This window comes from Leifsonia poae (assembly GCF_050632195.1).
GTDB lineage: Bacteria > Actinomycetota > Actinomycetes > Actinomycetales > Microbacteriaceae > Leifsonia > Leifsonia poae_C.
In genome coordinates this window covers 2,518,858-2,540,189 of the sequence record NZ_CP192580.1, presented here as the reverse complement: position 1 = coordinate 2,540,189, position 21,332 = coordinate 2,518,858, and the positions used below count along the sequence as shown (strand labels likewise).

General features: G+C 67.5%; 17 protein-coding genes and 3 pseudogenes. 12 read left to right on the top strand and 8 right to left on the bottom strand.

Annotated elements, in window-relative coordinates; translation table 11 throughout:
• Nucleotides 1-33 precede the first annotated feature (33 nt).
• Nucleotides 34-1,970: pseudogene (dxs, locus tag ACQ86A_RS12870) on the top strand (1-deoxy-D-xylulose-5-phosphate synthase).
• A 27-nt stretch (nt 1,971-1,997) separates the two neighbouring features.
• Here dxs and ACQ86A_RS12865 read toward each other — a convergent pair.
• Entirely contained in the window at nt 1,998-2,534 is a 537-nt protein-coding gene (locus ACQ86A_RS12865) for a dihydrofolate reductase family protein (RefSeq protein WP_431277417.1), read from the bottom strand.
• Nucleotides 2,535-2,650: 116 nt separating this feature from the next.
• On the opposite strand from ACQ86A_RS12865, the gene ACQ86A_RS12860 reads away from it, so the two are divergent.
• Genes ACQ86A_RS12860 through ACQ86A_RS12850 form a run of 3 tightly spaced genes read left to right on the top strand, consistent with a single transcriptional unit; the run spans nt 2,651 to nt 4,019 of the window.
• Complete coding sequence (locus ACQ86A_RS12860) at nt 2,651-2,806, top strand: MerR family DNA-binding transcriptional regulator (protein WP_431277416.1); 156 nt, start codon at nt 2,651-2,653, stop codon at nt 2,804-2,806.
• Nucleotides 2,803-3,030 carry a hypothetical protein gene (locus ACQ86A_RS12855; protein ID WP_431277415.1) on the top strand — a complete coding sequence of 76 codons (228 nt, stop codon included), beginning with the start codon at nt 2,803-2,805 and terminating at the stop codon, nt 3,028-3,030. The genes ACQ86A_RS12860 and ACQ86A_RS12855 overlap by 4 nt, the downstream gene beginning before the upstream one ends.
• Complete coding sequence (locus ACQ86A_RS12850; protein ID WP_431277414.1) at nt 3,027-4,019, top strand: aldo/keto reductase; 993 nt, start codon at nt 3,027-3,029, stop codon at nt 4,017-4,019. Before ACQ86A_RS12855 ends, ACQ86A_RS12850 begins: the two co-directional genes overlap by 4 nt.
• 105 nt (nt 4,020-4,124) lie before the next feature.
• Here ACQ86A_RS12850 and ACQ86A_RS12845 read toward each other — a convergent pair whose 3' ends face one another.
• A complete protein-coding gene (locus ACQ86A_RS12845) occupies nt 4,125-7,112 on the bottom strand; it encodes a glycoside hydrolase family 2 TIM barrel-domain containing protein (protein WP_431277413.1) in 2,988 nt (995 codons plus the stop codon).
• An 85-nt stretch (nt 7,113-7,197) separates the two neighbouring features.
• Between ACQ86A_RS12845 and ACQ86A_RS12840 the strand changes: the two genes are divergently transcribed.
• Nucleotides 7,198-7,875, top strand: a complete 678-nt coding sequence (locus ACQ86A_RS12840; protein ID WP_431277412.1) for a TetR/AcrR family transcriptional regulator — start codon at nt 7,198-7,200, stop codon at nt 7,873-7,875.
• Here ACQ86A_RS12840 and ACQ86A_RS12835 read toward each other — a convergent pair.
• The 4 genes and pseudogenes from ACQ86A_RS12835 to ACQ86A_RS12820 all read right to left on the bottom strand — a co-directional run bounded on the left by ACQ86A_RS12835 (nt 7,859) and on the right by ACQ86A_RS12820 (nt 13,059).
• Nucleotides 7,859-9,993 (bottom strand): annotated as a pseudogene (locus tag ACQ86A_RS12835) (3-hydroxyacyl-CoA dehydrogenase NAD-binding domain-containing protein). The gene ACQ86A_RS12840 and the pseudogene ACQ86A_RS12835 sit on opposite strands and share 17 nt — an antisense overlap.
• Before the next feature lie 3 nt (nt 9,994-9,996).
• Nucleotides 9,997-11,202 (bottom strand): thiolase family protein, encoded by a 1,206-nt coding sequence (locus tag ACQ86A_RS12830; RefSeq protein ID WP_431277411.1) that lies wholly within the window; start codon nt 11,200-11,202, stop codon nt 9,997-9,999.
• Nucleotides 11,203-11,273: 71 nt separating this feature from the next.
• Nucleotides 11,274-12,470 carry an HRDC domain-containing protein gene (locus tag ACQ86A_RS12825; RefSeq protein ID WP_431277410.1) on the bottom strand — a complete coding sequence of 399 codons (1,197 nt, stop codon included), beginning with the start codon at nt 12,468-12,470 and terminating at the stop codon, nt 11,274-11,276.
• Entirely contained in the window at nt 12,463-13,059 is a 597-nt protein-coding gene (locus ACQ86A_RS12820) for a DUF3000 domain-containing protein (protein ID WP_431277409.1), read from the bottom strand. The genes ACQ86A_RS12825 and ACQ86A_RS12820 overlap by 8 nt, the downstream gene beginning before the upstream one ends.
• A 133-nt stretch (nt 13,060-13,192) precedes the next feature.
• Between ACQ86A_RS12820 and ACQ86A_RS12815 the strand changes: the two genes are divergently transcribed.
• Complete coding sequence (locus tag ACQ86A_RS12815) at nt 13,193-14,356, top strand: alpha/beta hydrolase family protein (RefSeq protein ID WP_431277408.1); 1,164 nt, start codon at nt 13,193-13,195, stop codon at nt 14,354-14,356.
• On the opposite strand, the gene ACQ86A_RS12810 is transcribed toward ACQ86A_RS12815, so the two are convergent.
• Together ACQ86A_RS12810 and ACQ86A_RS12805 are read right to left on the bottom strand one after the other, a co-directional pair.
• Nucleotides 14,353-14,787 carry a SufE family protein gene (locus ACQ86A_RS12810; RefSeq protein ID WP_431277407.1) on the bottom strand — a complete coding sequence of 145 codons (435 nt, stop codon included), beginning with the start codon at nt 14,785-14,787 and terminating at the stop codon, nt 14,353-14,355. The genes ACQ86A_RS12815 and ACQ86A_RS12810 overlap by 4 nt on opposite strands.
• A 9-nt stretch (nt 14,788-14,796) precedes the next feature.
• The gene (locus tag ACQ86A_RS12805; RefSeq protein ID WP_431277406.1) at nt 14,797-15,696 is read right to left on the bottom strand and encodes a sulfurtransferase; all 900 of its coding nucleotides are present in this window, start codon (nt 15,694-15,696) and stop codon (nt 14,797-14,799) included.
• Between the two features lie 169 nt (nt 15,697-15,865).
• Between ACQ86A_RS12805 and zapE the strand changes: the two genes are divergently transcribed.
• From zapE to ACQ86A_RS12775, 6 genes and pseudogenes are all read left to right on the top strand, one after another.
• Nucleotides 15,866-16,918, top strand: a complete 1,053-nt coding sequence (gene zapE, locus ACQ86A_RS12800) for a cell division protein ZapE (protein WP_431277405.1) — start codon at nt 15,866-15,868, stop codon at nt 16,916-16,918.
• A 28-nt stretch (nt 16,919-16,946) separates the two neighbouring features.
• Nucleotides 16,947-17,231: pseudogene (locus tag ACQ86A_RS12795) on the top strand (serine hydrolase); the annotation flags it as partial.
• Nucleotides 17,232-17,323: 92 nt separating this feature from the next.
• The gene (locus ACQ86A_RS12790) at nt 17,324-17,965 is read left to right on the top strand and encodes a serine hydrolase domain-containing protein (RefSeq protein ID WP_431277404.1); all 642 of its coding nucleotides are present in this window, start codon (nt 17,324-17,326) and stop codon (nt 17,963-17,965) included.
• Between the two features lie 214 nt (nt 17,966-18,179).
• On the top strand, nt 18,180-19,454 hold the full coding sequence (locus ACQ86A_RS12785) for an ammonium transporter (protein WP_431277403.1): 1,275 nt from the start codon (nt 18,180-18,182) through the stop codon (nt 19,452-19,454).
• Between the two features lie 102 nt (nt 19,455-19,556).
• Nucleotides 19,557-20,834: an ammonium transporter gene (locus tag ACQ86A_RS12780; protein WP_431277402.1), complete on the top strand. Its 1,278-nt coding sequence runs from the start codon at nt 19,557-19,559 to the stop codon at nt 20,832-20,834.
• Entirely contained in the window at nt 20,770-21,279 is a 510-nt protein-coding gene (locus tag ACQ86A_RS12775) for a type II toxin-antitoxin system PemK/MazF family toxin (protein ID WP_431277401.1), read from the top strand. The genes ACQ86A_RS12780 and ACQ86A_RS12775 overlap by 65 nt, the downstream gene beginning before the upstream one ends.
• The last annotated feature ends 53 nt before the right edge of the window (nt 21,280-21,332 follow it).

Here is a 21,332-nt window from a genome sequence, read left to right as displayed (position 1 = left end):
CTCCTCCGATTTCGACGCGCCTAGACTCGGAGCATGAGCATCCTCGAAGGCATCCACGGTCCCCGGGACCTCGACGCGCTCTCCGAAGAGCAGCTCGTTCAGCTGGCCGCAGAGATCCGCACTTTCTTGATCGCCAACGTCGCGAAGACGGGCGGACACCTCGGGCCGAACCTCGGCGTCGTCGAGTCGACGATCGCGATCCACCGGGTGTTCGACTCGCCCCGTGACGCGATCGTCTTCGACACCGGTCACCAGTCGTACGTGCACAAGCTGCTCACCGGCCGCCAGGACTTCAGCATGCTGCGCCAGAAGGGCGGCATGGCGGGATACCCGCAACGCTCCGAGTCGGAGCACGACATCGTGGAGAGCTCGCATGCCTCCAGCTCGCTCTCCTGGGCCGACGGCATCTCGCGCGCCTTCGCCATGACCGGCCAGACGGACCGGCACGTCGTCGCCATGGTGGGCGATGGCGCGCTCACCGGCGGCATGACCTGGGAAGCGCTCAACAACATCAGCGACGACAACACGCGTCGTCTCATCATCGTCGTCAACGACAACGGCCGGTCGTACGCGCCCACCATCGGCGGTATGGCACGCTTTCTCAACACCGTGCGCACCCGTAACAGCTACCGCAATCTCTATCTCTCGAGCCGGCGCGCCTTCGACAAGCTGGGCGAGCCCGGCCAGTCGTTCTACCGCGGATTCCGCGGCGGCCTGCACGGCTTCCTGAGCCGCTTCTCGAACAACGAGGCTCTGTATTCGAACCTCGACATCAAGTACATCGGCCCGGTGCACGGGCACGACATCGAGGCGATGGAGGAGGCTCTCCGCCAGGCCAAGAACTACGGCGCTCCGGTGATCGTGCACGCCATCACCCAGAAGGGCCGTGGTTACGAGCCCGCGCTTCGGGATGCGGCCGACCAGTTCCACGCGGTCGGACAGATCGATCCCGAGACCGGTGAGCCCATCGAGAGCTCCAGCAAGCCGTCATGGACGTCGGTGTTCGCGGACGAGATCGTGAAGCTGGCCGAGAAGGACCCGAAGCTGGTCGGAATCACCGCGGCGATGCTTCGCCCGACCGGCCTGCACAAGTTCGCGGAACGCTTCCCCGACCGCGTCCACGACGTGGGTATCGCCGAGCAGCACGCGGTCACCAGCGCGGCCGGACTCGCTTACGGCGGCCTGCATCCGGTGGTCGCGATCTACGCCACGTTCATCAACCGGGCCTTCGACCAGGTGCTGATGGATGTTGCGCTGCACAAAGCGGGCGTGACCTTCGTTCTCGACCGTGCGGGTGTCACCGGGCCGGACGGCCCCAGCCACCACGGCATCTGGGATCTGGCGATCCTGCAGGTCGTGCCGAACATCCGGTTGGCGGCGCCGCGCGACGGCACCCGCTTCCGTGAAGAGCTCGCCGAAGCCGTTCAGGTCGACGATGCGCCGACCGTGCTGCGGTTCCCGAAGGGGCCGTCGGCGACGACATCGATGCTGTGCGGCGCACGGACGACGGGGTCGACGTGCTCCGCGAATCCGAGCGCAAGGATGTGCTGCTGGTCACGGTCGGGCCGATGGCCGGGCTAGGGCTGAAGGTGGCCGAGCGCCTGGCCGCTCAGGGGATCGGCGCGACCGTCGTCGACCCGCGGTGGGTCGTTCCGGTGCCGAAGAGCGTGATCGCCCTCGCGGCCGAGCATCGCATCGTCGTGACGATCGAAGACGGCATCCGGGTCGGCGGGATCGGCACGCGGGTGCGTCAGGACCTCCGCGAGGCCGGCATCGACACCGCGGTGGACGAGCTGGGTCTGCCCGACGAGTTCATCGACCATGCGACGCGTGACGAGATCCTCGAAGAGGCGGGTTTGACGCCGCAGAAGATCGCGCGCGACCTCGTCGCACAAGTGCTCGGCAGTCGCATCCCGATCGCCAGGCCGTTGCCCGCCGAAGAGCTCAGCGAGCGTCACCTCGACGCGTAAGCGCGGGAGGCGTCAGCGCCGGAGGCGTCAGCGCAACTTGTAGACGTGCTCGACAGCGCCGCCACGGAAGGGTGTGGAACTGACGAGCTCTAGCGGCTGACTCACCTGCGAGACGGGGAGGAGCGGCTTGCCCGAGCCGACGAAGATCGGCATGATCGTCACCTGCACCTCGTCGAGCAGCTCGGCATCGGCGAACTGCGCCGCGATGGATCCGCCGCCGACCACCCACACGTCGCGATCGCCGGCACTCGCCCGCAGCTCGGCGTCGAGCTGCGCGATGTCGCCGGCGAAGAACGTGATGTCCGCTCCAGCCACCACGGGCAGCTCGCGGTGGGTGACGACCCAGGTGGGGATGCCGGCGTACGGCCACTCCAGGCTCTCGTCGGCGAGCAGGAACTCGTAGGTCGCCGCACCCATGACGATGGCTCCGATACCGGAGAGGAAGCGCTGGTAGTGCGCGTCGTACGCCTCGAACCCGAACTGGAGCAGCCAGTCGATGCGGTCGTGGGCGTCGGCGATGAAGCCGTCGATGGAGGATGCGACGTAGTAGATCGTGCGTGCCATGCGCCGACGGTATCAGCGACGGCGGACATCCGGAGCCCTGAGGTGTGACTGAGAACACGCTGTCCGAACGGCCGCCGGTTGACTTAGAGCGCACTCTAAGTTCTAACGTGGAGCACATGACCGAAACAGCCGGCACGATGTCGATCTCCGACGTCGCCGAACGCACCGGGCTCTCGACCCACACGCTGCGCTACTACGAGCGGGAGGGGCTCATGTTCGCCCCGTGGATCGTGCATCCTCGACCCATCGACGGTACTCGGAGGCGGATGTGACCTGGGTGACGTTCCTCACGAAACTGCGGCTCACCTCCATGCCCATCGCCAAGATGCGCGAGTACGTCGAACTCGCCCGTCTGGGCGACTCCAGCAGCGCCGACAGACTCGAGCTCCTACTCATCCACCGGATGAACGTGGTGCGCCAACTCGAGGAGATGACGGCGAGCCTCGCCGCCATCGACTACAAGATCGGTCTCTATCAGGAAAAGGTAACCGCATGAAAAAGACGACCCTCGGAACCGACAACCTGGAGGTCTCGCGCCTCGGCCTCGGCTGCATGGGCATGTCCGCCTTCTATACCGGCGCCGGCACCGACGATGCGGGGTCGATCCGCACCATCGACCGCGCCGTCGATCTGGGCGTCACCTTCTTCGACACGGCCGAGATCTATGGACCGTACACGAACGAGGAACTTCTCGCCAAGGCTTTCGCGGGCAAGCGCGATCAGGTGGTCATCGCGACGAAGTTCGGCACGCTGCTGCACGGAGTTCCGGAGGAGAACGGGCAGCCCGTGCGCGGCCTCGACGGGTCGCCGGAGAACGTCCGTCGCTCGGTCGAAGGATCCCTGCGCCGGCTGGGCACCGACTACATCGACCTCTACTACCAGCACCGGATGGACCCGGGCACGCCGATCGAGGAGACCGTCGGTGCGCTCAAGGAGCTGATCCAGGAGGGGAAGATCCTGCACTACGGGCTGTCGGAGGCTGCACCGGAGACGATCCGCCGGGCGCACGCCGTGCATCCCGTGACCGCGTTGCAGACCGAGTACTCGCTCTGGTCGCGCGATCCCGAGGCGGAGATCCTGCCGACCGTGCGCGAGCTCGGCATCGGGTTCGTACCGTACTCGCCGCTCGGGCGCGGCTTCCTGACCGGCACGATCCGCTCGCTCGACCAGCTCGACGAGGGTGACTTCCGCCGGTTCAGCCCGCGCTTCGAAGGCGACAACCTGGAGGCGAACATCCGCATCGTCGAGCAGGTGGATGCGGTCGCCAGGGAGATCGACGCCGCTCCCGGGCAGGTGGCGCTCGCCTGGCTGCTCGCGCAGGGCGAAGGCATTGCGCCCATCCCGGGCACCCGTCGGGTGGAGAACCTGGAGCAGAACGTCGCGGCCGACGACATCGAGCTCACGAGCGACCAGCTCGCCCGCCTCGACGAGGTCGCGGCCCCGGTCGGCGACCGCTACGCCGACATGACGCCGCTCAACCGCTAGCGCTCTCGCCGCCGCGCCTGCACTCACACGAGGGGTCGCAACACGCCGTCACGCCACCGCGTGCGACGGCGTGTTGCGACCCCTCGTCGGTTAGGAGTGGCGCGCTCAGGGCGCAGTGAACCGGATGCGCAGGCTGCGCGCCTCGGGCCGCAGCGCGAACTCCGGCCACACGTCGGGGCCGCAGGCGCGTGATCCGAGTCCGTGCTGCACCGCATCCACGAACAGGTAGCTCGTGTCGCTCGGTGGCAGCTCGAACGGATGCGCGGCCGCCGCGACCTGCTGCGGCGTGTGCCGGCTGAGAGTGAAGCCGGGGAGGCGCCCGCGGGAGTCTGACAGAAAGTCGAGACCCAGCACATCCTGAGCCCCGGATCGGAGCGTCAGTCGTCGAGTCTCCGACCGATGCCCGGTCTCTTGAGGGCGCGCGTATCCCGCGGAAAGCTCGTCGACTGCTGCGTCGAAGGAGCCCACCCGAGCAGCGTGCATGCTGTCGGGATACGACTCCAGCGGCCCGCGGCCGAACCAGGAGACACCGTCCACGCTGCCGCTAGCGTCGGGCAGCTCGAAGCGCACACCGATGCGCGGCCAGACGCTCGACCAGCCCGCTGACGGTTCGATCTCGACACAAAGCTCGAGCTCACCGTCCTGAAGGATCCAGGATGTGTCGACCCAGACGCTCAGCGAGCTGTCGGCCGCCGACACCCTCGTCAGCGTGCGAAGCGCACCCGGAGCCTGCTGTACCTCGACCAGACGGTCTGTCAGGCGGTCGAGTCCGTCCCGGCGCCACAAGTCGGCACTCGAGACGCCGCGGATGCTCGCGTCGCTGCTCTCCGGCTCGTTCAGCACGGGTCCTTCGTCGTTGTCGGTCGGTGCGCGCCAGAGCTCGAGCCGTGGACCGCCCGCCGGGCGACCGTTCAGCCCGACCAGCACACCGCGCTCGAACTCCGCAGGGCCAAGGCTGAGCGACCCGATTCCGGCCTCCAACCCGGGCACCTGCGGCACCGACGCCGGTTTCCGGCGCGGCGTCGCGGTCCTGTCGAGCTGCGCAGAGGCGACGACATGCCCGGCGTCAGCCCACTTCGTATCAGCACGCAGTTCGGCATCGATCGTCAGCCACGTCTCCCGGTTCTCGGCGACCGGGATGCGTGGCAGCGCAACGGTCACGGACCCGCCGGCTCCCAGTGAGGGCACCTCCAGCTCGCCCGACTCCACGACGGCACCGTCGTGCTCGACCCGCCAACGGAACCGCAGGTCGGACGCATCCGCCGAGTGACGCAGGTTGGTCAGCTCGACCGTCTCGGCGTCGAACGCGAAGACGATCGGCTGCACGACCGCCTTGAACTCGTACAGGCCCGGTGTCGGGATGTCGTTACTCAGGAGCATCCCGTCCATCACGAAGTTGCCGTCGTGCACGACCTCGCCGAAGTCGCCGCCGTACGCGTAGAACGGCTCCCCATCGGCGTTCTTCGTCAGGATGCCGTGGTCACGCCACTCCCACACGAAACCGCCGTGCAGACGGGGATACTCGCGGGTGAGCGCCTCGTATTGATCGAGCGCTCCCGGACCGTTCCCCATCGCGTGCGCGTATTCGCACAGGATGAACGGCTTCGTGCGCTGGCGGGCGCCCTGAGCCGGCGTGCAGTTCAAGAGCGGAGCGCGCGATCCGTCGGTGCCGATCTCAGTCGTCTCGGGCACCGACGAGTACATGCGCGAGTAGAGGTCCGTGTATTCGCCCGTGTAGTCGCCCTCGTAGTGCACGGGACGTTCCGGGTCGCGTGCGTGCACCCAGGCTGACATCGCGGCCAGGTTCGACCCGGTTCCCGACTCGTTGCCGAGGGACCAGATTACGATGCTCGGGTGGTTCTTGTCCCGTTCGACGGCGCGCCGGATGCGGTCGATGTAGGCCTCGCGCCAGGCGGGGTCGTCGCTGGGGTTGGCCTTCCAGCCGTCCTTCTCGAATCCGTGGGTCTCGAGATCGCATTCGTCGATCACCCAGAGGCCGAGCTCGTCGGCGAGGTCGAGCAGCCGCGGGTGGGGCGGGTAGTGGCTGGTGCGGATGGCGTTCACGTTGAACCTCTTCATCCGCTTGAGGTCTTCGCGCGCGTGCTCCTCGTCGAAGACGCGTCCGCGTTCCGGATGCGCCTCGTGCCGGTTCATCCCGTGGAAGACCACGCGCCTTCCGTTGATGAGAAACTGATCGCCCTGGATCTCCACCGTGCGGAATCCGAGTCGGAAGTCGATGCTCTCGGCCGCGGTGGAGAGGGTTGCCGAGTACAAGCGCGGCGTCTCTGCACTCCAGGGCTCCACCTCGCCGATCGACACGACCTCGACCTCCGCGGCTGAGGTCCACACTTGCTCGACGCCCAACTCCGGGATGCGGAGCGTGATCGGATATGCGCCCGCATCCGCCCGCACCTCGGCGTGCACTGTGCCGGTGCCGTCGAGGTATCCGGCACGCAGCCACGCGTCCTCGATCCCGTTCTGCGGCCGCGCGATGAGAGTGACGTCGCGGAAGATGCCCGGGAGCCACCACTGGTCCTGGTCCTCCAGATAGCTGGCTGCGGACCACTGGTGCACCCGCACGACCACGACGTTGTCGCCCGCGCGCACCGCATCCGTCACGTCGAATTCCTGAGCAAGGCGGCTGCCGGTCGCCACCCCGATCTCCTGACCGTTCACCCACACCTTGTACATCGACTCGACGCCGTCGAACCGCAGCAGGATGCGCTCCGCCTCGGACCACTCATCGGGTACCTCGACGTGTCGCCGGTAGTCGCCCGTCGGGTTCTCGTCGGGAACGTGCGGAGGATCGATCGGGAACGGGTACTGGATGTTCGTGTAGATCGGCAGCCCGTACTTGCCGTCGCCCTGCAGCACCCAATGCGATGGCACAGGGATGCTGTCCCAGCCTTCGTCGTCGAAGTCCACCGCCGCAACGTCTTCCGACGAGGGAGCGGACGGGGAGAGCCGGAAGCGCCAGTCGCCATTCAGCGACAGGGCGGGCGCACCCGAGTGCAGCCAGGAGCGAGGTGGACGCCGTGCTCCGCTCCCCGGCGCTGTGTCGGTCAGGTAGGGCGGGAACGAGGGGGAGTTCACTGCGTCACGGTTTCTTCCGTCAGGCTGCCAGGGGCTAGCATGACGCTATCCGAATATCGACCAGGTGACCTAATTTGAAGCGACGATGACCACTACCGAGAACCCAGGCAAGCGAGGACCGTACGCGAAGACCGCGCAGCGGCGACAGCAGATCGTAGACGAGGCGTACGGTCTGTTCGCGAGCCGCGGCTACAACGCGAGTTCGCTCCGCGACGTAGCGGCAGCCGCGGGGATGAGCCAGTCGAATCTGCTCCATCACTTCGGCAGCAAGGAAGAGCTGCTGCTCGCTGTTCTCACCCGGCGAGACGAACTCCGGGGAGGGGAGTTCCCTGCGGACGAGCAGGAGCCGTTCGAGGAGCACATCGTGCGTCAGGCCGAAGCCAATGAGCGCATCCCGGGCCTGATCGCCCTGTACAGCGTGCTGTCCGCAGAAGCGACGACCGAGGGTCACCCGGGCCGCGACTACTTCCTCGCCCGCTACAGGATGCTGCAGCGCCAGTACGAGCAGGAGTTCGAGACTCTGCGCCGCGCCGGCCGATTGCGGGAAGGAGTCGAGCCCGCTGTGGCTGCGGCCAGTGTGGTCGCGCTCTGGGAGGGCATCCAGCTGCGCTGGCTGTACGAGCCCGAGAGGATCCACCTGGGCGACGCGCTGCGCGCATACCTCGACCTGCTGATCCTGGGCCCCCTGGGCGCCGACCCTGCGGGCAAAGAGAACGGGGCGAGCGCTCAGCGCCCGCCCCGTCGTCCTACGCCACGCCCTTGACGGGCGGGTGGTGGAACGTGTCGCCGAAGACCCGCTCCGACGCGCCGACCCGGTCGAGGTACGGCGTGATGCCGCCCATCTGGAACGGGAAGCCCGCGCCGAGGATCATGCAGAGGTCGATGTCCTCGGCCGCGTGAACGACGTCGTCTTCGAGCATCCGGTGGATTTCGTCGGCGAGGCCGTCTTCGAGGCGCTGGAGGATCTGCTCCTTGGTCCACGGGTTCTTGCCGCCCGAGACGATCTTCGCCGCCGTCTTGTCGATGCCCTTGATCTTGCCCTTGGCATCCTTCTCGAGCAGCTTGCCGTGCTCGGCCAGCTTGTGCAGGTTCTCGCTGCGGTAGAAGCGCTCCGGGAAGGCCTCGTGGTGCGTGTCGAGCACGTGCGCTCCGACCTTGAGTCCGACCAGGTCGAGCAGGGCGGACGGGGGCATCGGCAGGCCGAGCGGTGCGAAGCCCTCGTCGACCACCTCGAACGGCGTGCCGTCATCGACCGCGTGCATCGCTTCGCCGAGCACCTTGGCCAGAACGCGGTTGACCACGAATCCGGGGGTGTCCGCGGTGATGACGGCGTTCTTCTTGAGCGCGGCTGCGGTGACCATGGCGGTCGAGAGGGTGGCCTCATCCGTGTTCGGCGTGTTGACGACCTCGATGAGCGGCATGACGGCGACCGGTGTGAAGAAGTGGAAGCCGACGAGACGTTCCGGGTGCTTCAGCTTGGCGCCGATCTTCTCGACCGACAGCGACGAGGTGTTCGTGGCGAGAACGGCCTCGTCGGAGATGTACTGCTCGACCTCCTCGAAGACGTTCTGTTTGACGGAGAGCTCCTCGAACACGGCCTCGATGACCCAGTCGCAGTCCGCGAAGTCGGCCTTGTCGGTCGTGCCGGTGACGAGCGCGCGCAGGCGGTTGGCCTCATCCGGAGAGATGCGGCCCTTCTCCTGCAGCTTGCCGATCTCGTCGTGGATGTATGCCACGCCCTTGTCGACGTGGGCCTGGTCGAGGTCGGTGATGACCACGGGCACACGCAGACGGCGCACGAAGAGCAGCGCGAACTGGCTGGCCATGTAACCGGCGCCGATCACGCCGACCTTGGTGACCTTCTTCGCGAGCTTGCGGTCGGGTGCACCGGCCGGCGCTTCGCGCGCTTCTGGACGAGGTTGAAGGCATAGATGCTTGCCTGGAACTGGTCGCCGGAGATGAGCTCCCCGAGAACGTCGTCCTCGCGCTCGAAGCCCTCCTCCTTGGTGCCGCTCTTGGCCGCCTTGAGCAGATCGAGCGCGGCGTACGGTGACTTCGGCACGGTGCCGATGCGGCTCTCGAGCATCTTGCGGGCGATCCCGATGGCCGCATCCCATTTGACCAGGCGCTCGACCTTGCCGGGAACGTTCGGGCGCTTCACGGTGAGTTCGCCGGACAGGACCTTGTCGGCCCACTTGATCGACTCCTCGAGGAAGTTCGCCGAGTCGAAGATCGCGTCCGCGATGCCGAGGTCGAACACGTCCTGCGGCTTCAACATCCTGTTCTGTTTGAGCGGGTTCTCGACGATCACCTTGAGGGCGTTCTCGATGCCGATCAGGTTGGGCAGGATGTAGGCGCCGCCCCAGCCCGGAATCAGGCCGAGGAAGACCTCGGGGAGCGCGAACGCGGCCGCCGAGCGGTCGATGGTGCGGTAGTCGGCGTTGAGGCCGATCTCCACGCCGCCGCCGAGGGCGAGGCCGTTCGTGAACACGAACGACGGGACACCGAACGTGGCCTGCTTGCCGAGCACATAGTGACCGAGCTGGGGGAGGAGCTTCGCCACCTCTTTGCTCGGGATGTCGCCCACCTTGCTCAGGTCGGCGCCGGCCGCCAGGATGAACGGCTTGCCCGTGACGGCTACGGCGTGGATCTCACCACGACCCGCGCGCTCCGTGAGCGCGTCGAAGGTCTTGCCCAGCTCGATAAGCGTCGCCGGACCCATCGTGTTCGGGCGCGTGTGGTCACGGCCGTTGTCGAGGGTGACGAGCGCGAGGACCTTGCCGCCCGAGAGCGGGACGTCCTTCACGAATGAGTGGGTGACGACCTCGTCTTCGGAGACGGCCGCGAGCGGGCTGAAGTCGATCTTGGAGTAGTCGGTCACGTTTCAGGCCTTCCGAGCGCGCTTGTTGTAGTGGGGGTTCTCCCAGATGACGCTTCCGCCCTGGCCGAGGCCGACGCACATGGCGGTGAGGCCGTAGCGCACCTCCGGGTGCTCCTGGAACTGGGCGGCGAGCTGGATCATCAGACGCACGCCGCTGGCGGCGAGCGGGTGGCCGACGGCGATCGCGCCGCCCCACTGGTTGACGCGCGGGTCCTCGTCGTCGATGCCGAAGTGGTCGAGCAGCGAGAGCACCTGGATGGCGAACGCCTCGTTCAGCTCGAACAGGCCGATGTCGTCGATGGTCAGACCCGCCTTGCGCAGCGCCTTCTCGGTCGACGGGACGGGCCCGATTCCCATGATCTCGGGTTCGACGCCGGCGAACGCGAAGCTCACCATTCGCATCTTCGGCTCGAGGCCGAACTCCTTCACGGCGTCTCCTGATGCGAGCAGGCTCGCCGTGGCGCCGTCGGTAAGCGGCGAGGAGTTTCCGGCGCTCACGCGACCGTGGGGGCGGAACGGGGTGCGCAGCGTGGCGAGCGACTCCATGTTCGTCTCGGGGCGCATCCCCTCGTCCTGAGTCGCGAGGCCCCAGCCGCTCTCGGAGCGGATGGCGACGGGCACCAGGTCGGGCTGGAGCTTGCCGGCGGCGTATGCGGCGGCCGTCTTCTGCTGGCTGCGCATCGCGAACCGGTCGCTGCGCTCCTTGGTGAGCGCAGGGAAGCGGTCGTGGATGCGCTCGGCCGTCATGCCCATGTTCAGCGCGTCCTCGCCGACCAGGCGCTCGGACAGGAAGCGCGGGTTCGGGTCTGCCCCGAAGCCCATCGGGTGACGGCCCATGTGCTCGACACCACCGGCGATCGCCAGGTCGTATGCGCCGAAAGCAATGCCCGAGCCGAGGGTGGTGACACTGGTCATCGCGCCCGCGCACATGCGGTCGATCGCGAATCCGGGAACCGACTTCGGCAGCCCGGCGAGCAGTGCAGCAGTGCGCCCGAGGGTCAGGCCCTGGTCGCCCTGCTGCGTCGTCGCGGCGATCGCCACGTCATCGATTCGATCCTTGGGCACGTTCGGGTTGCGCTCCATCAGCTCGATCATGGCCTTGACCACCAGATCGTCCGCTCGCGTGTTCCAGTACTGCCCTTTTTCGCCGGCTCGTCCGAACGGAGTGCGAACTCCGTCGACGAAGACGACATCAGCTCTATCGGCCACAATGCCTCCCAAATCAGGTCCAGGACGATCCTAAAGATGCGGCCTGTGAGGCAAGAATCGTTTGATTCTTTCTACGAAGCGGATTCGTCGGTCTCGGCTGGGTTTTGGTGGGCTTCCACAAAGGCCTGGGCGATGATCTGTGAGGTTGCCTCAATCTGCCAGGCTCTGGCACCGTGATCGGCCAGTGCGGCGCCCACGGATTCGGCCGTGATCTCGGCGGGCGGGGTCCAGGCGACGCGGCGGAGGGTCTCCGGCGTGAGCAGGTTCTCGACCGGGATGGCCAGCTGCTCGGAGAGCTCGATGACGGCGGCGCGCGCGGCCTTGAGCCGCGTATCCGCCTCGGGGTTGCGGTCTGCCCAGGCGCGGGGTGGCGGCAGGCTCTCGCTGCTGCCACGCACGACGGGAAGGTCTGTCGTGGTGCGTCCGGCTTCGATCGCGGCCCACCAGCGGTCGATCTCGGTGCGGCTGGCGCGACCGTTGAATTCGCGCAGCGAGGCGAGTCCGCGCTTCGTCTCGGGCATCGCCCGGGCGGCGGCCGTCAGCGAGGCGTCGGGCACGAGCCGGCCGGGCGCGGTGTCGAGTTCGCGGGCCAGCGCATCCCGGGTCAGCCAGAGTTCTCGAGCGACGGCGAGGTTCCGGATGCCCTTCACGGCATGGATGCCGGAGAGCCGGCGCCATGGTTCGGCGCGAGGCGGTTTCAGGTCGCGGGCGAGCTCATCCGCGAACTCCTGCCGGGCGATCTCGGACTTGCCCGCCTCGACGAGCAGCGCGTCGATCGCGTCGCGCAGATCGGGGAGGAGTTCGACATCCAGGGCCGCATAGAGCAGCCAGGGTTCGGGAAGCGGTCTCGTCGACCAGTCCGCCGCGGAGTGCTCCTTGGCGAGGTGGATGCCGAGCAGCTCCTCGACGACCGTGCCGAGGCCGACCCGGGGCATCCCGAGGAGGCGTGCGGCGAGTTCGGTGTCGAAGATCCGGTGCGGGTCGAGGCCGACCTCGCGTAGACAGGTGAGATCCTGCGTCGCGGCGTGCAGCACCCACTCGTCGTCGGCGATCGCCTCGTTCAGCTCGTCGAACCGGCCGACGGCCGGCGGGTCGAACAGAAAGGTTCCGGCATCGCGGCGGAAGACTTGGATGAGGTAAGCACGCTGAGAGTACTTGAAACCGGATGCGCGTTCGGCGTCGACGGCGATGGGGCCGGTACCGGCGGCGATCGCTTCGACCGCGTCGAGGTAGTCGCTTCTCGTGGCTATGACGGTGTGTTCAGCCACGCGGCGTCCGTCTCGACGACAGCAGGCTCACACCCTCGCCCGCGGGCGGCAGCCCGGCGAGCATGCACAGCAGCTCGCCCCAGCCTTCGACGTGCGAGCGGATGTCGTGCTCCAGCGGTGTCCAGGATGCGCGTAGCTCGATCTGCGAGCCGTCGCCCTGTTTCGCGAGTTCCCCGAATCCCGTGGAGATGATCTTGGTGGCCGTGCCGCTCGCCGCCGTGTACTTGGCGCCTCGCGCGTCCAGCGCATCCACCAGCCACGACCAGGCGACGTCCGCGAGAAAAGGGTCGAGACCGATGTCGGTCTCGAGCGGCGCCTGTGCGAAGCAGACGACGCGGAACCGGCCGCCCCAGGCCTCGGGTTCGTCGGGGTCGTAAAGGAGGATGAACCGTCCCGTGCCGAGATCGGAATCCGCGCCGTGTCGTGCCGGCCGCACATCCGCGGCGAGGGCAACCGCGAACGGTGCGAGTTGACCGGGTGCCGGGATCTCGCTGATGACGAGTTCCGATCGGGACTTGACGGTGCGCACCGTCTCCAGGGCCGCGGCGAACTCCGGCGGAGTGCTGGGAGTCGAGGATGTTGTCGGCACGGTACGAACACTAGGGTTCGTTCAGCAGCGGCCCGGGTAAGGCACGCCGCTTGCGCCGTCCTCTGTGAGTTCTTCAGGAGGATTCTGCGTGATCGCAAGGTGGGAGCGTTAGCCTGCTGGCATGGCGAGGTCGATGATCGCGAAATCTCTGTGGACGGCAGCCGGCATCGCCGGTGGGCTGGTGTTGCTGACTGCGGCGGGCGCCGGGTTCGTGATGGCCCGGGTGGCTCTGACCGTGATCACCCCGGTGCGCAAACGCCCGCAGAACCAGAGCATCCGTGCCGTCGATCGGGATGCGGGCACCCTGACCCTCAAGGACACGCCCGATGCCGCCGTACCCGGCCGCTACGGCCTGTGGTTCGACGACGAGTCCGGATACGCCAAGATCGGCGGCCTGGTCGAACGGGCCGACGGTGTGGTCACCCGCACGCTCGAGGAGGTGCTGTTCGGCGACCTGCACCCGACCTGGAAGGCCCGCATCACCGGCTACTACTACCTCGAGCCGGAAGAGTTGGGCCTTCCGGTGCGAAGCGTCAGCATCGAGACCGAGCTCGGTGAGGCTCCCGCCTGGGTGTTCCCCGCGCCGGATGGCGAGACGAGCGAGCGCTGGGTCATCCAGGTGCACGGCTGGGGCGCGACCAGACAAGAGGGCCTCCGAGCGGTGCCGACATTCCGGGAGCAGGGGTACACCAGCCTGCTCGCCTCGTATCGCAACGACGGCGATGCCCCCGAGAGCGCCGATCGCCGCTACGGGCTCGGCGGAACCGAGTGGCGGGACATCGACGCGGCGATCGCGTACGCCCGCGACAACGGAGCACGTTCGATCGTGCTGATGGGCTGGTCGATGGGGGGAGCCGTCGTGCTGCAGACCATCACCCGCACGCCGATGTCCGACCTCATCCACGGCATCGTGCTGGAGTCGCCGGTCATCGACTGGATCGACACGCTCGAGTACCAGGCGCGGCTGCTGCGCCTCCCGAACCCCATCACGCAGGGCGCGCTGCGGCTGATCGAGTCGACGTGGAGCGCGCCGATCACGGGGCTCGGCGCCCCGATCGACCTGGCGAGCATGAACTTCGTCGCCCGCGCCTCAGATCTCAACCTGCCGACGCTGATCCTGCACAGCGACGACGACGGGTTCGTGCCGTCGACCGCATCCCGAGCCCTCGCCGAAGCCCGGAGCGACATCGTCACGCTCGTCCCGTTCGCGACGGCGCTGCACACCAAGCTCTGGAACTACGACGAGGAACGCTGGAAGACGTCCATCGCCGGGTGGCTCGGCGAGCACATCCGTTAGGTGGCGAGGCGCTCGCGAACCTGCCGCTTGGTACGGCCGAGCAGAGCCGTCATGCCCCGGATGCGCAACGGCGACACGGCCTGCGTGAGTCCGAGCGTCTGCGGATAGTCGTCGGGAACGGCGAGGACTTCCTCGGCCGTCAAGCCGGCGAGTCCCTGCGCGAGGATCGACGCGAAGCCACGGGTGGTCGGGGATTCGCGGGGTGCCGTGGCGTGCAGGTGCACGATGTTCTCTTCATCCACCTCCACGAAGATGAAGACGGGCGACTGGCACTCGACGACGCGTTCGAGGAGATCCGGATGGTCGCGGTAGCGTTCCGGCAGCTCGGGGAGCTCGTTGGAGAACTCGAGCAGCAATTGCAGACGGTCGGGCTGCTCGAGCGCCAGGAAGTCATCCCGGATCTCCGCGAGAGCCGGTGCGAGATCGGTCATAAGCCGATTTTACTTCGCCGGAACCTCACCCGGTTCGCTGCCTGTGACGATGGGCACTCGCACGGCACTGCCCCACTCGGTCCACGATCCGTCGTAGTTGCGTACGTTCTCGAAGCCGAGGAGGTGGGTGAGCACGAACCAGGTGTGGCTGGAGCGCTCGCCGATGCGGCAGTAGGCGATGACGTCGTCGCCGGCCCTCAGCCCGGCCTCACCCAGGTAGATCGCCTCGAGGTCGGGGCGGCGCTTGAAGGTCGCATCCGGGGCGGCGGCACGAGCCCAGGGCACAGACGCGGCTGAAGGGATGTGGCCCGCGCGCAGGGCGCTCTCGGTCGGGTACCCGGGGATCTCGGTTCGCTCGCCGCTGTACTCCTCGGGGGAGCGAACGTCGATGAGCGGCTGTCCCAGGTGGGCGAGCACGTCGTCTTTGAAGGCGCGGATGACCGTGTCGTCGCGCTCCACGACGGGGTATGCGGTCGGCGTGACGGATGAAGCATCCGTGGTGATCTCGCGAGCCTCGGCGATCCACTTGTCGCGTCCGCCGTCGAGCAGGCGAACATCCTCGTGACCGAAGAGCGTGAACACCCAGAGGGCGTAGGCCGCCCACCAGTTGTTCTTGTCCCCGTAGATGACGACGGTGGTGTCGCGCGCGATGCCCTTCGAGCCGAGCAGCTCGGCGAAACGCTCGCCCTGCACGTAGTCGCGCTGAACGGGATCGTTGAGGTCGGTGTGCCAGTCGATCTTGACCGAGCCGGGAATGTGCCCGGTCTCGTACAGCAGCACGTCCTCGTCGGACTCGACGACGACGAGCCCCGGTTCGCCGAGGTGCTCCTGCAGCCACTCGGTGCTCACCAGCCGTTCGGGGTGGGCGTAGTCGGCGAATGCGGGGGACGGGTCGACCTCGATGGTCATGCGGATGAACCTCCAGATGGCGCCGATCGGCGCTCGGACAACTCTCGACGGCGTCGGATTAGGCTGGGAGCCTCGACACGTGAGCGAACTTACGTTCCAGGCTAACCCGGTGTAAACGCTCCCTGTAAGACTTCGACACAGTACGACTCCGACCCAAAGGTGCAACCAGATGACCCTCGACCAGACCGGCGCCCTCGTGCGGCTCTCCGATCGCACGCCGGACATCTCCGGGGCGGAGATCGCCGCATCCCTGGTTCCGCCGTCGCAGTTCGAGCACGCCACCTTCGATTCGTACCGGCCCGACCACGACTACCCGTCGCAGTCGGAGGCCGTGGGCATCCTGAAGACCTTCGTGAAGTCGTGGGAGCCGCAGCGCCCGGCCGGCCTCTTCAGCCGTAACCGCAAGAAGGCGGAGATGAAGCCCGGTGTCTACCTCGACGGCGGGTTCGGCGTCGGCAAGACCCACCTGCTCGCCGCGCTGTGGCACGAGGCGCCGGGTCCGAAGTACTTCGGAACGTTCATCGAGTACACGGCGCTCGTCGGCGCACTCGGCTACGCGGGCGCGGTCAACCTGCTGCGCGGGTCGGCACTCATCTGCATCGACGAGTTCGAGCTCGACGACCCGGGCGACACGATGATGATGACCAGGATGCTCGGCGAGCTCGTCGCATCCGGAACCCGCATCGCCGCCACCTCCAACACGCCGCCCAATGCGCTCGGCGAGGGCCGGTTCGCGGCCAGCGACTTCCTGCGCGAGATCCAGGCCCTCTCCGACCGCTTCGAGACCGTTCGTATCGACGGCCTGGACTACCGCCGTCGCGCCACCGAGGGCGGGGCCGTCGCGGTCGAGGCCGAAGCGTACGACGCGACCGTCGGAGCGCTCACCGCCCGGGGGACCGCAGTCACATCCGACGACTTCGACACGCTCATCGCGCACCTCGCCACCGTGCACCCGTCCAAGTACATCAAGATGCTCGACGGGGTCGATGTCATCGGGCTAACGGATGTGCACATCCTGCACGATCAGATGGCGGCCCTGCGCCTGGTCGCGTTCATCGACCGCGTGTACGACGCGGAGATCCCGATCGTCCAGACCGGGACGGCACTCAGTGACGTCTTCGACGAGGAGATGCTCGGCGGCGGCTACCGCAAGAAGTACCTCCGTTCTGTCTCGCGCATGATCGCGCTCACCACCGGCGAGCTGCCGCCGCACGACGACTGATTGGCTGACTGACTAGCGAAAGGCGCTCATGTCCGATCTCGCCGATGCGATCGACACGATGGCCCGCGACCGCGGGTTCTCCGGGGCCGTCTCCGTGGTGCGCGCCGGAGAGTCGGTGTTCGAGGGCGCGTACGGGCTCGCGGATCGGGCTCATCGCATCCCCGCGACCATCGAGACGCGGTTCGGTATCGCCAGCGGAGTCAAGGGACTGACGGCGCTCGCCGTAGTCTCGGTGATCGGCGACGGGCTTCTCTCGTTCGACACGACCGCGCACTCGCTGCTCGGCGCTGATCTTCCGCTGATCGACGATCGGGTAACGGTGGAGCAGCTGCTGGCACACCGGTCGGGGATCGGCGACTACTTCGACGAGGACGCCGAGGGGAGATCACCGATTACGTTCTGCCGGTGCCGGTTCACGAACTCGTCGACACCGAGGACTACGTGCGGGTGCTCGACGGGTTCGCGCAGAAGTTCGCCCCGGATGAGCGGTTCTCGTACTGCAACGCGGGCTACGTTGTGCTGGCGCTGCTGGCCGAGCGCGCGAGCGGGGTGCCGTTCCATCAGTTGGTGCGCGACCGCGTAACCGAGCCTGCAGGGATGCTGTCGACTGCCTTTCTGCGCTCGGACGAGCTTCCGGGGGATGCGGCCATCGGCTACCTCCCCATCGACGGGATCGATCGCACCAACGTGTTCCACCTGCCCTTACGGGGGAGCGGCGACGGCGGGATCTACTCAACGGTCGGCGACTTCGGACGATTCTGGCCCGCACTCTTCAGCGGACGCATCCTGCCCGGCGATGTCGTGGAGAATCTGGTGCGCAGGCGGAGCGACGCGGGCGACGGGAACGGGTACGGTCTCGGATTCTGGCTGCCGGGCGCGTCGGGCTCGGCCGAGCATCCTGAGACCGTCATGCTCGAAGGATTCGACGCCGGAGTCTCGTTTCGCAGCAGGCACGACCGGGGCACCGGGACCACGATGACGGTGGTCTCGAACACCTCCGACGGAACCTGGCCGATCGCGAAGCGCCTGAGCGAACTCCTCGCGTAGCCACGTCCGGGCGAACCCTCGGCTGTCTACCCGGCTATTCGCTGCGCCGCGAAACACGATGTTTACATCCATCGGCCACCCGTAACACTCGCGAAACACGAGCATCGCTCGAACGAAACCTCTCCCGACAAAACTGGCGACACCCCGAAGCGCTCCTGAACCCGAGACCACGCGGGGACATCTGGTGCAATCACGAGAGAGGTAGACCATTCGTATGTTGCTACACACAGCAGCCGACGCCGCTACGACGGCGTCAGTGAACTCCCTGTGGCTGCTAGTCGCCGCAGCACTTGTCCTATTGATGACCCCGGGCGTCGCGTTCTTCTACGGCGGCATGGTGCGTGCCAAGAGCGTCATCAGCATGATGATGATGAGCTTCGGAGCGATGGCCCTCGTCGGCGTGCTCTGGGTGCTCTACGGCTACGGGCTCGCGTTCGGCACGCCGTCCATCCCGCACGTGCTCGGAACGCCGGACTGGGGCCTCTCCAGCCTCCTCGGCAAAGACGGCATGACGCCCGACATGGGCGGCCTCGCGTTCGCCGGGTTCCAGGCCACGTTCGCCATCATCACCGTCGCGCTGATCTCGGGAGCGATCGCCGACCGTGCCAAGTTCGGCGCCTGGATGGTCTTCGCCGGCCTCTGGGTGACGATCGTCTACTTCCCGGTCGCCTTCTGGGTGTTCAACCTGCAGCAGGGCTGGATCGTCGCCAACCTCCACGTGAACGACTTCGCGGGCGGTACGGCGGTCCACATCAACGCCGGTGCCGCTGGACTCGCCCTGGCGCTCGTGCTCGGCAAGCGCGTCGGGTTCCAGAAAGGCATGTCGAAGCCGCACAACGTTCCGCTCACCCTCCTCGGCGCCGCGCTCCTGTGGTTCGGCTGGTTCGGGTTCAACGCCGGATCTGAGGCGGCCGTCGACGGTGTCGCAGCGCTCGCCTGGATCAACACGCTGGCCGCACCCGCCGCCGCAACCATCGGCTGGTTGGTCGTCGAGAAGATCAAGGACGGCAAACCCACCTCCATCGGAGCCGCATCCGGCGCGGTCGCCGGTCTGGTCGCGATCACCCCGGCCTGTAACATCCTGACGCCGTTCTGGGCGATCATCCTCGGCCTCATCGCCGGCGCCGTCTGTGCGATCGCGGTGGACCTCAAGTTCAAGCTCGGTTTCGACGACTCGCTCGACGTCGTCGGCATCCACCTCATCGGCGGTCTGATCGGAACGCTCTACATCGGCTTCTTCGGTATGACCCACATCGACGGGGACGCCACGAAGGGCTTCTCCAGCCTGCTCTACGGCGGCAGCCTCCAGCAGCTCGGGGCTCAGGCCGTCGGCGCCTTCTCGGTGCTGATCTACTCCTTCGTGCTGGCTTACGCCATCGGCTGGGCCATCCAGAAGACGATGGGCTTCCGCGTCAAGAACGAGGACGAGCTGGCCGGCGTCGACACGACGGTTCACGGCGAAGAGGGCTACGCGCTCGAGACCGTCTGATCCATTCATACACAGCACTGAGCGGGGTGTCGCCTTCGGGCGGCACCCCGCTTCGTGTGGGCGCTAGTGTGAACCGAGCTGTCTCGTGACGGAGGAGGATCGATGGCCCTGTGGCGCCCCGACGCCATCGCACCCCTCGCCGCGTTCGCATCCAGCCGAGACGTGGATGCGCTCCTCCTGATCGTCAGCGCCGTCCTGGCTTTCGCCGTGGTACCCGGTGTGGCGTTCTTCTACGGCGGGATGACGGGCCGCGCGGGAGCGGTCGCCGCCTTTCGGGCGTCGATCTCGGGCGCGGCGGTCGTGGTGTGCCTCGCGGTCATCGGCGGAGCGGGCTTGATCGTCGGGCCGCCGCTCATCCCCGGTGTCGTCGGACAGCCGGACTGGGGGATGGCGTCGCTCGTCGGTCGGGCGCTCGGACCAGACGGCGACGTGTACCCGCTCGCCCGTGTCGCGTACCTCGTCGCGCTCTGCGCGGTCGCGGCAGCCATTCTGGGAGCGTCGATCGCCTCGCGAGTCACCCTTCGCGCGTGGCTGGTCTTCGTGGCGCTGTGGTCGGTGCTGGTGCTGTTCCCGACCTGCTACGCCGTGTTCTCCGCGACGGACGGCTGGGCCGCCGCCGGGATGCAGGTGATCGACTTCGGCGGCGCACTGCCGGTCGGTCTCGCGGCCGGAAGTGCAGCATCCGGAATCATTCTCGCGTGCGGCCGACGCAGTCATCCGACGGCTGGGGTGCACAGTCTGCCGATCGTGGCGATCGGAGGAGCCCTCGTCTGGTTCGGTTGGTTCGGCATCACCATCGGCTCTGAGGGCGCGATGGATGCATTCACCCCGCTGATGTGGGTGAACACGCTCGTCGCATCCGGGGGCGGGGTGATCGTCTGGATCATCGTCGACCGCGTCATGCTGCGCCGCCCCACCATCACGAGCGCTCTCTGCGGCGCCGTGTCTGGGCTCGTGGCGATCACGCCAGCCTCGGGGGTCCTGACTCCCGGATGGTCGCTCCTGCTCGGTGCGTTGGCCGCACTCGGGTGCGCCAGCATGGTCGACGTCGCTGCCCGCGCGCGGTTCGGCGTGCCGATGACCATCTGCGTGATCCACATCGTCGGCAGCCTGGTCGGACTCCTCTTCATCGGACTGTTCGCGAACCGGGGCGGGATGATCGACAGCGGCAACTTCGACCTCTTCGTCACGCAGGCGATCGCGGGGTTCGCCGTCGCGGGATCGTCGTTCCTGATCGCGCTGGCTCTGGCGCTGCTGCTGAGGGTAACGCTGGGGCTGACGCGGGTCGGGTATCGTGCCAACGGTGGCAACCCCGATGAGACTCCTGCGCGCGATCGCGAATATTCTGCGACCGAATCGCAAGGCCCCTCCCCAACCTGAACAGCGCGCCGAGACCGGCGTCGAGCCAGGACGCTCCGGGGCGACGGCGACCGTCGAGGTCGATCCGCGCCGGATCGGGAGTGTCAGAACCGCGTACACCCCGCGCACCGATGGAAACGCGGACCCGGGCGAGATCGTCTGGACCTGGGTTCCCTATCAGGAGCGCGACGGGCGAGGCAAGGACCGCCCGGTGCTGGTCGTGGCCGCCGAACCCGGCGGAACGGTGCTCGCCGTACAACTGACGAGCCAGGAGCATCCTGGACGCACGGACTACCTGCCGATCGGCGCGGGCTCGTGGGACGGCCGGCACCGCCCGAGCTACGCGAACATCGCGCGCGTGTTCCGGGTTCATCAGGCCGGGATGCGCCGTGAAGCGGCTTCCCTCGACTCCCGGCGGTATGCGCCGGTGCGCGCCGCCCTCGTGTCGCGGTACGGCTGGCGCTGACGCCTGCCGCGCTGACACCTCGCGCACGCTGCCTTCCTCGCCCGCGCGGCGGG

Bases quoted from the DNA above. Each gene is read 5' to 3' on its own strand.
- ACQ86A_RS12860 (WP_431277416.1), top strand. From the start codon at position 2,651: ATGACCGAAACAGCCGGCACGATGTCGATCTCCGACGTCGCCGAACGC.
- zapE (WP_431277405.1), top strand. From the start codon at position 15,866: ATGACCCTCGACCAGACCGGCGCCCTCGTGCGGCTCTCCGATCGCACG.
- ACQ86A_RS12785 (WP_431277403.1), top strand. From the start codon at position 18,180: ATGTTGCTACACACAGCAGCCGACGCCGCTACGACGGCGTCAGTGAAC.
- ACQ86A_RS12840 (WP_431277412.1), top strand. From the start codon at position 7,198: ATGACCACTACCGAGAACCCAGGCAAGCGAGGACCGTACGCGAAGACC.
- ACQ86A_RS12810 (WP_431277407.1), bottom strand. From the start codon at position 14,787: ATGACCGATCTCGCACCGGCTCTCGCGGAGATCCGGGATGACTTCCTG.
- ACQ86A_RS12805 (WP_431277406.1), bottom strand. From the start codon at position 15,696: ATGACCATCGAGGTCGACCCGTCCCCCGCATTCGCCGACTACGCCCAC.
- ACQ86A_RS12815 (WP_431277408.1), top strand. From the start codon at position 13,193: ATGATCGCGAAATCTCTGTGGACGGCAGCCGGCATCGCCGGTGGGCTG.
- ACQ86A_RS12780 (WP_431277402.1), top strand. From the start codon at position 19,557: ATGGCCCTGTGGCGCCCCGACGCCATCGCACCCCTCGCCGCGTTCGCA.
- ACQ86A_RS12850 (WP_431277414.1), top strand. From the start codon at position 3,027: ATGAAAAAGACGACCCTCGGAACCGACAACCTGGAGGTCTCGCGCCTC.
- ACQ86A_RS12775 (WP_431277401.1), top strand. From the start codon at position 20,770: ATGAGACTCCTGCGCGCGATCGCGAATATTCTGCGACCGAATCGCAAG.
- ACQ86A_RS12865 (WP_431277417.1), bottom strand. From the start codon at position 2,534: ATGGCACGCACGATCTACTACGTCGCATCCTCCATCGACGGCTTCATC.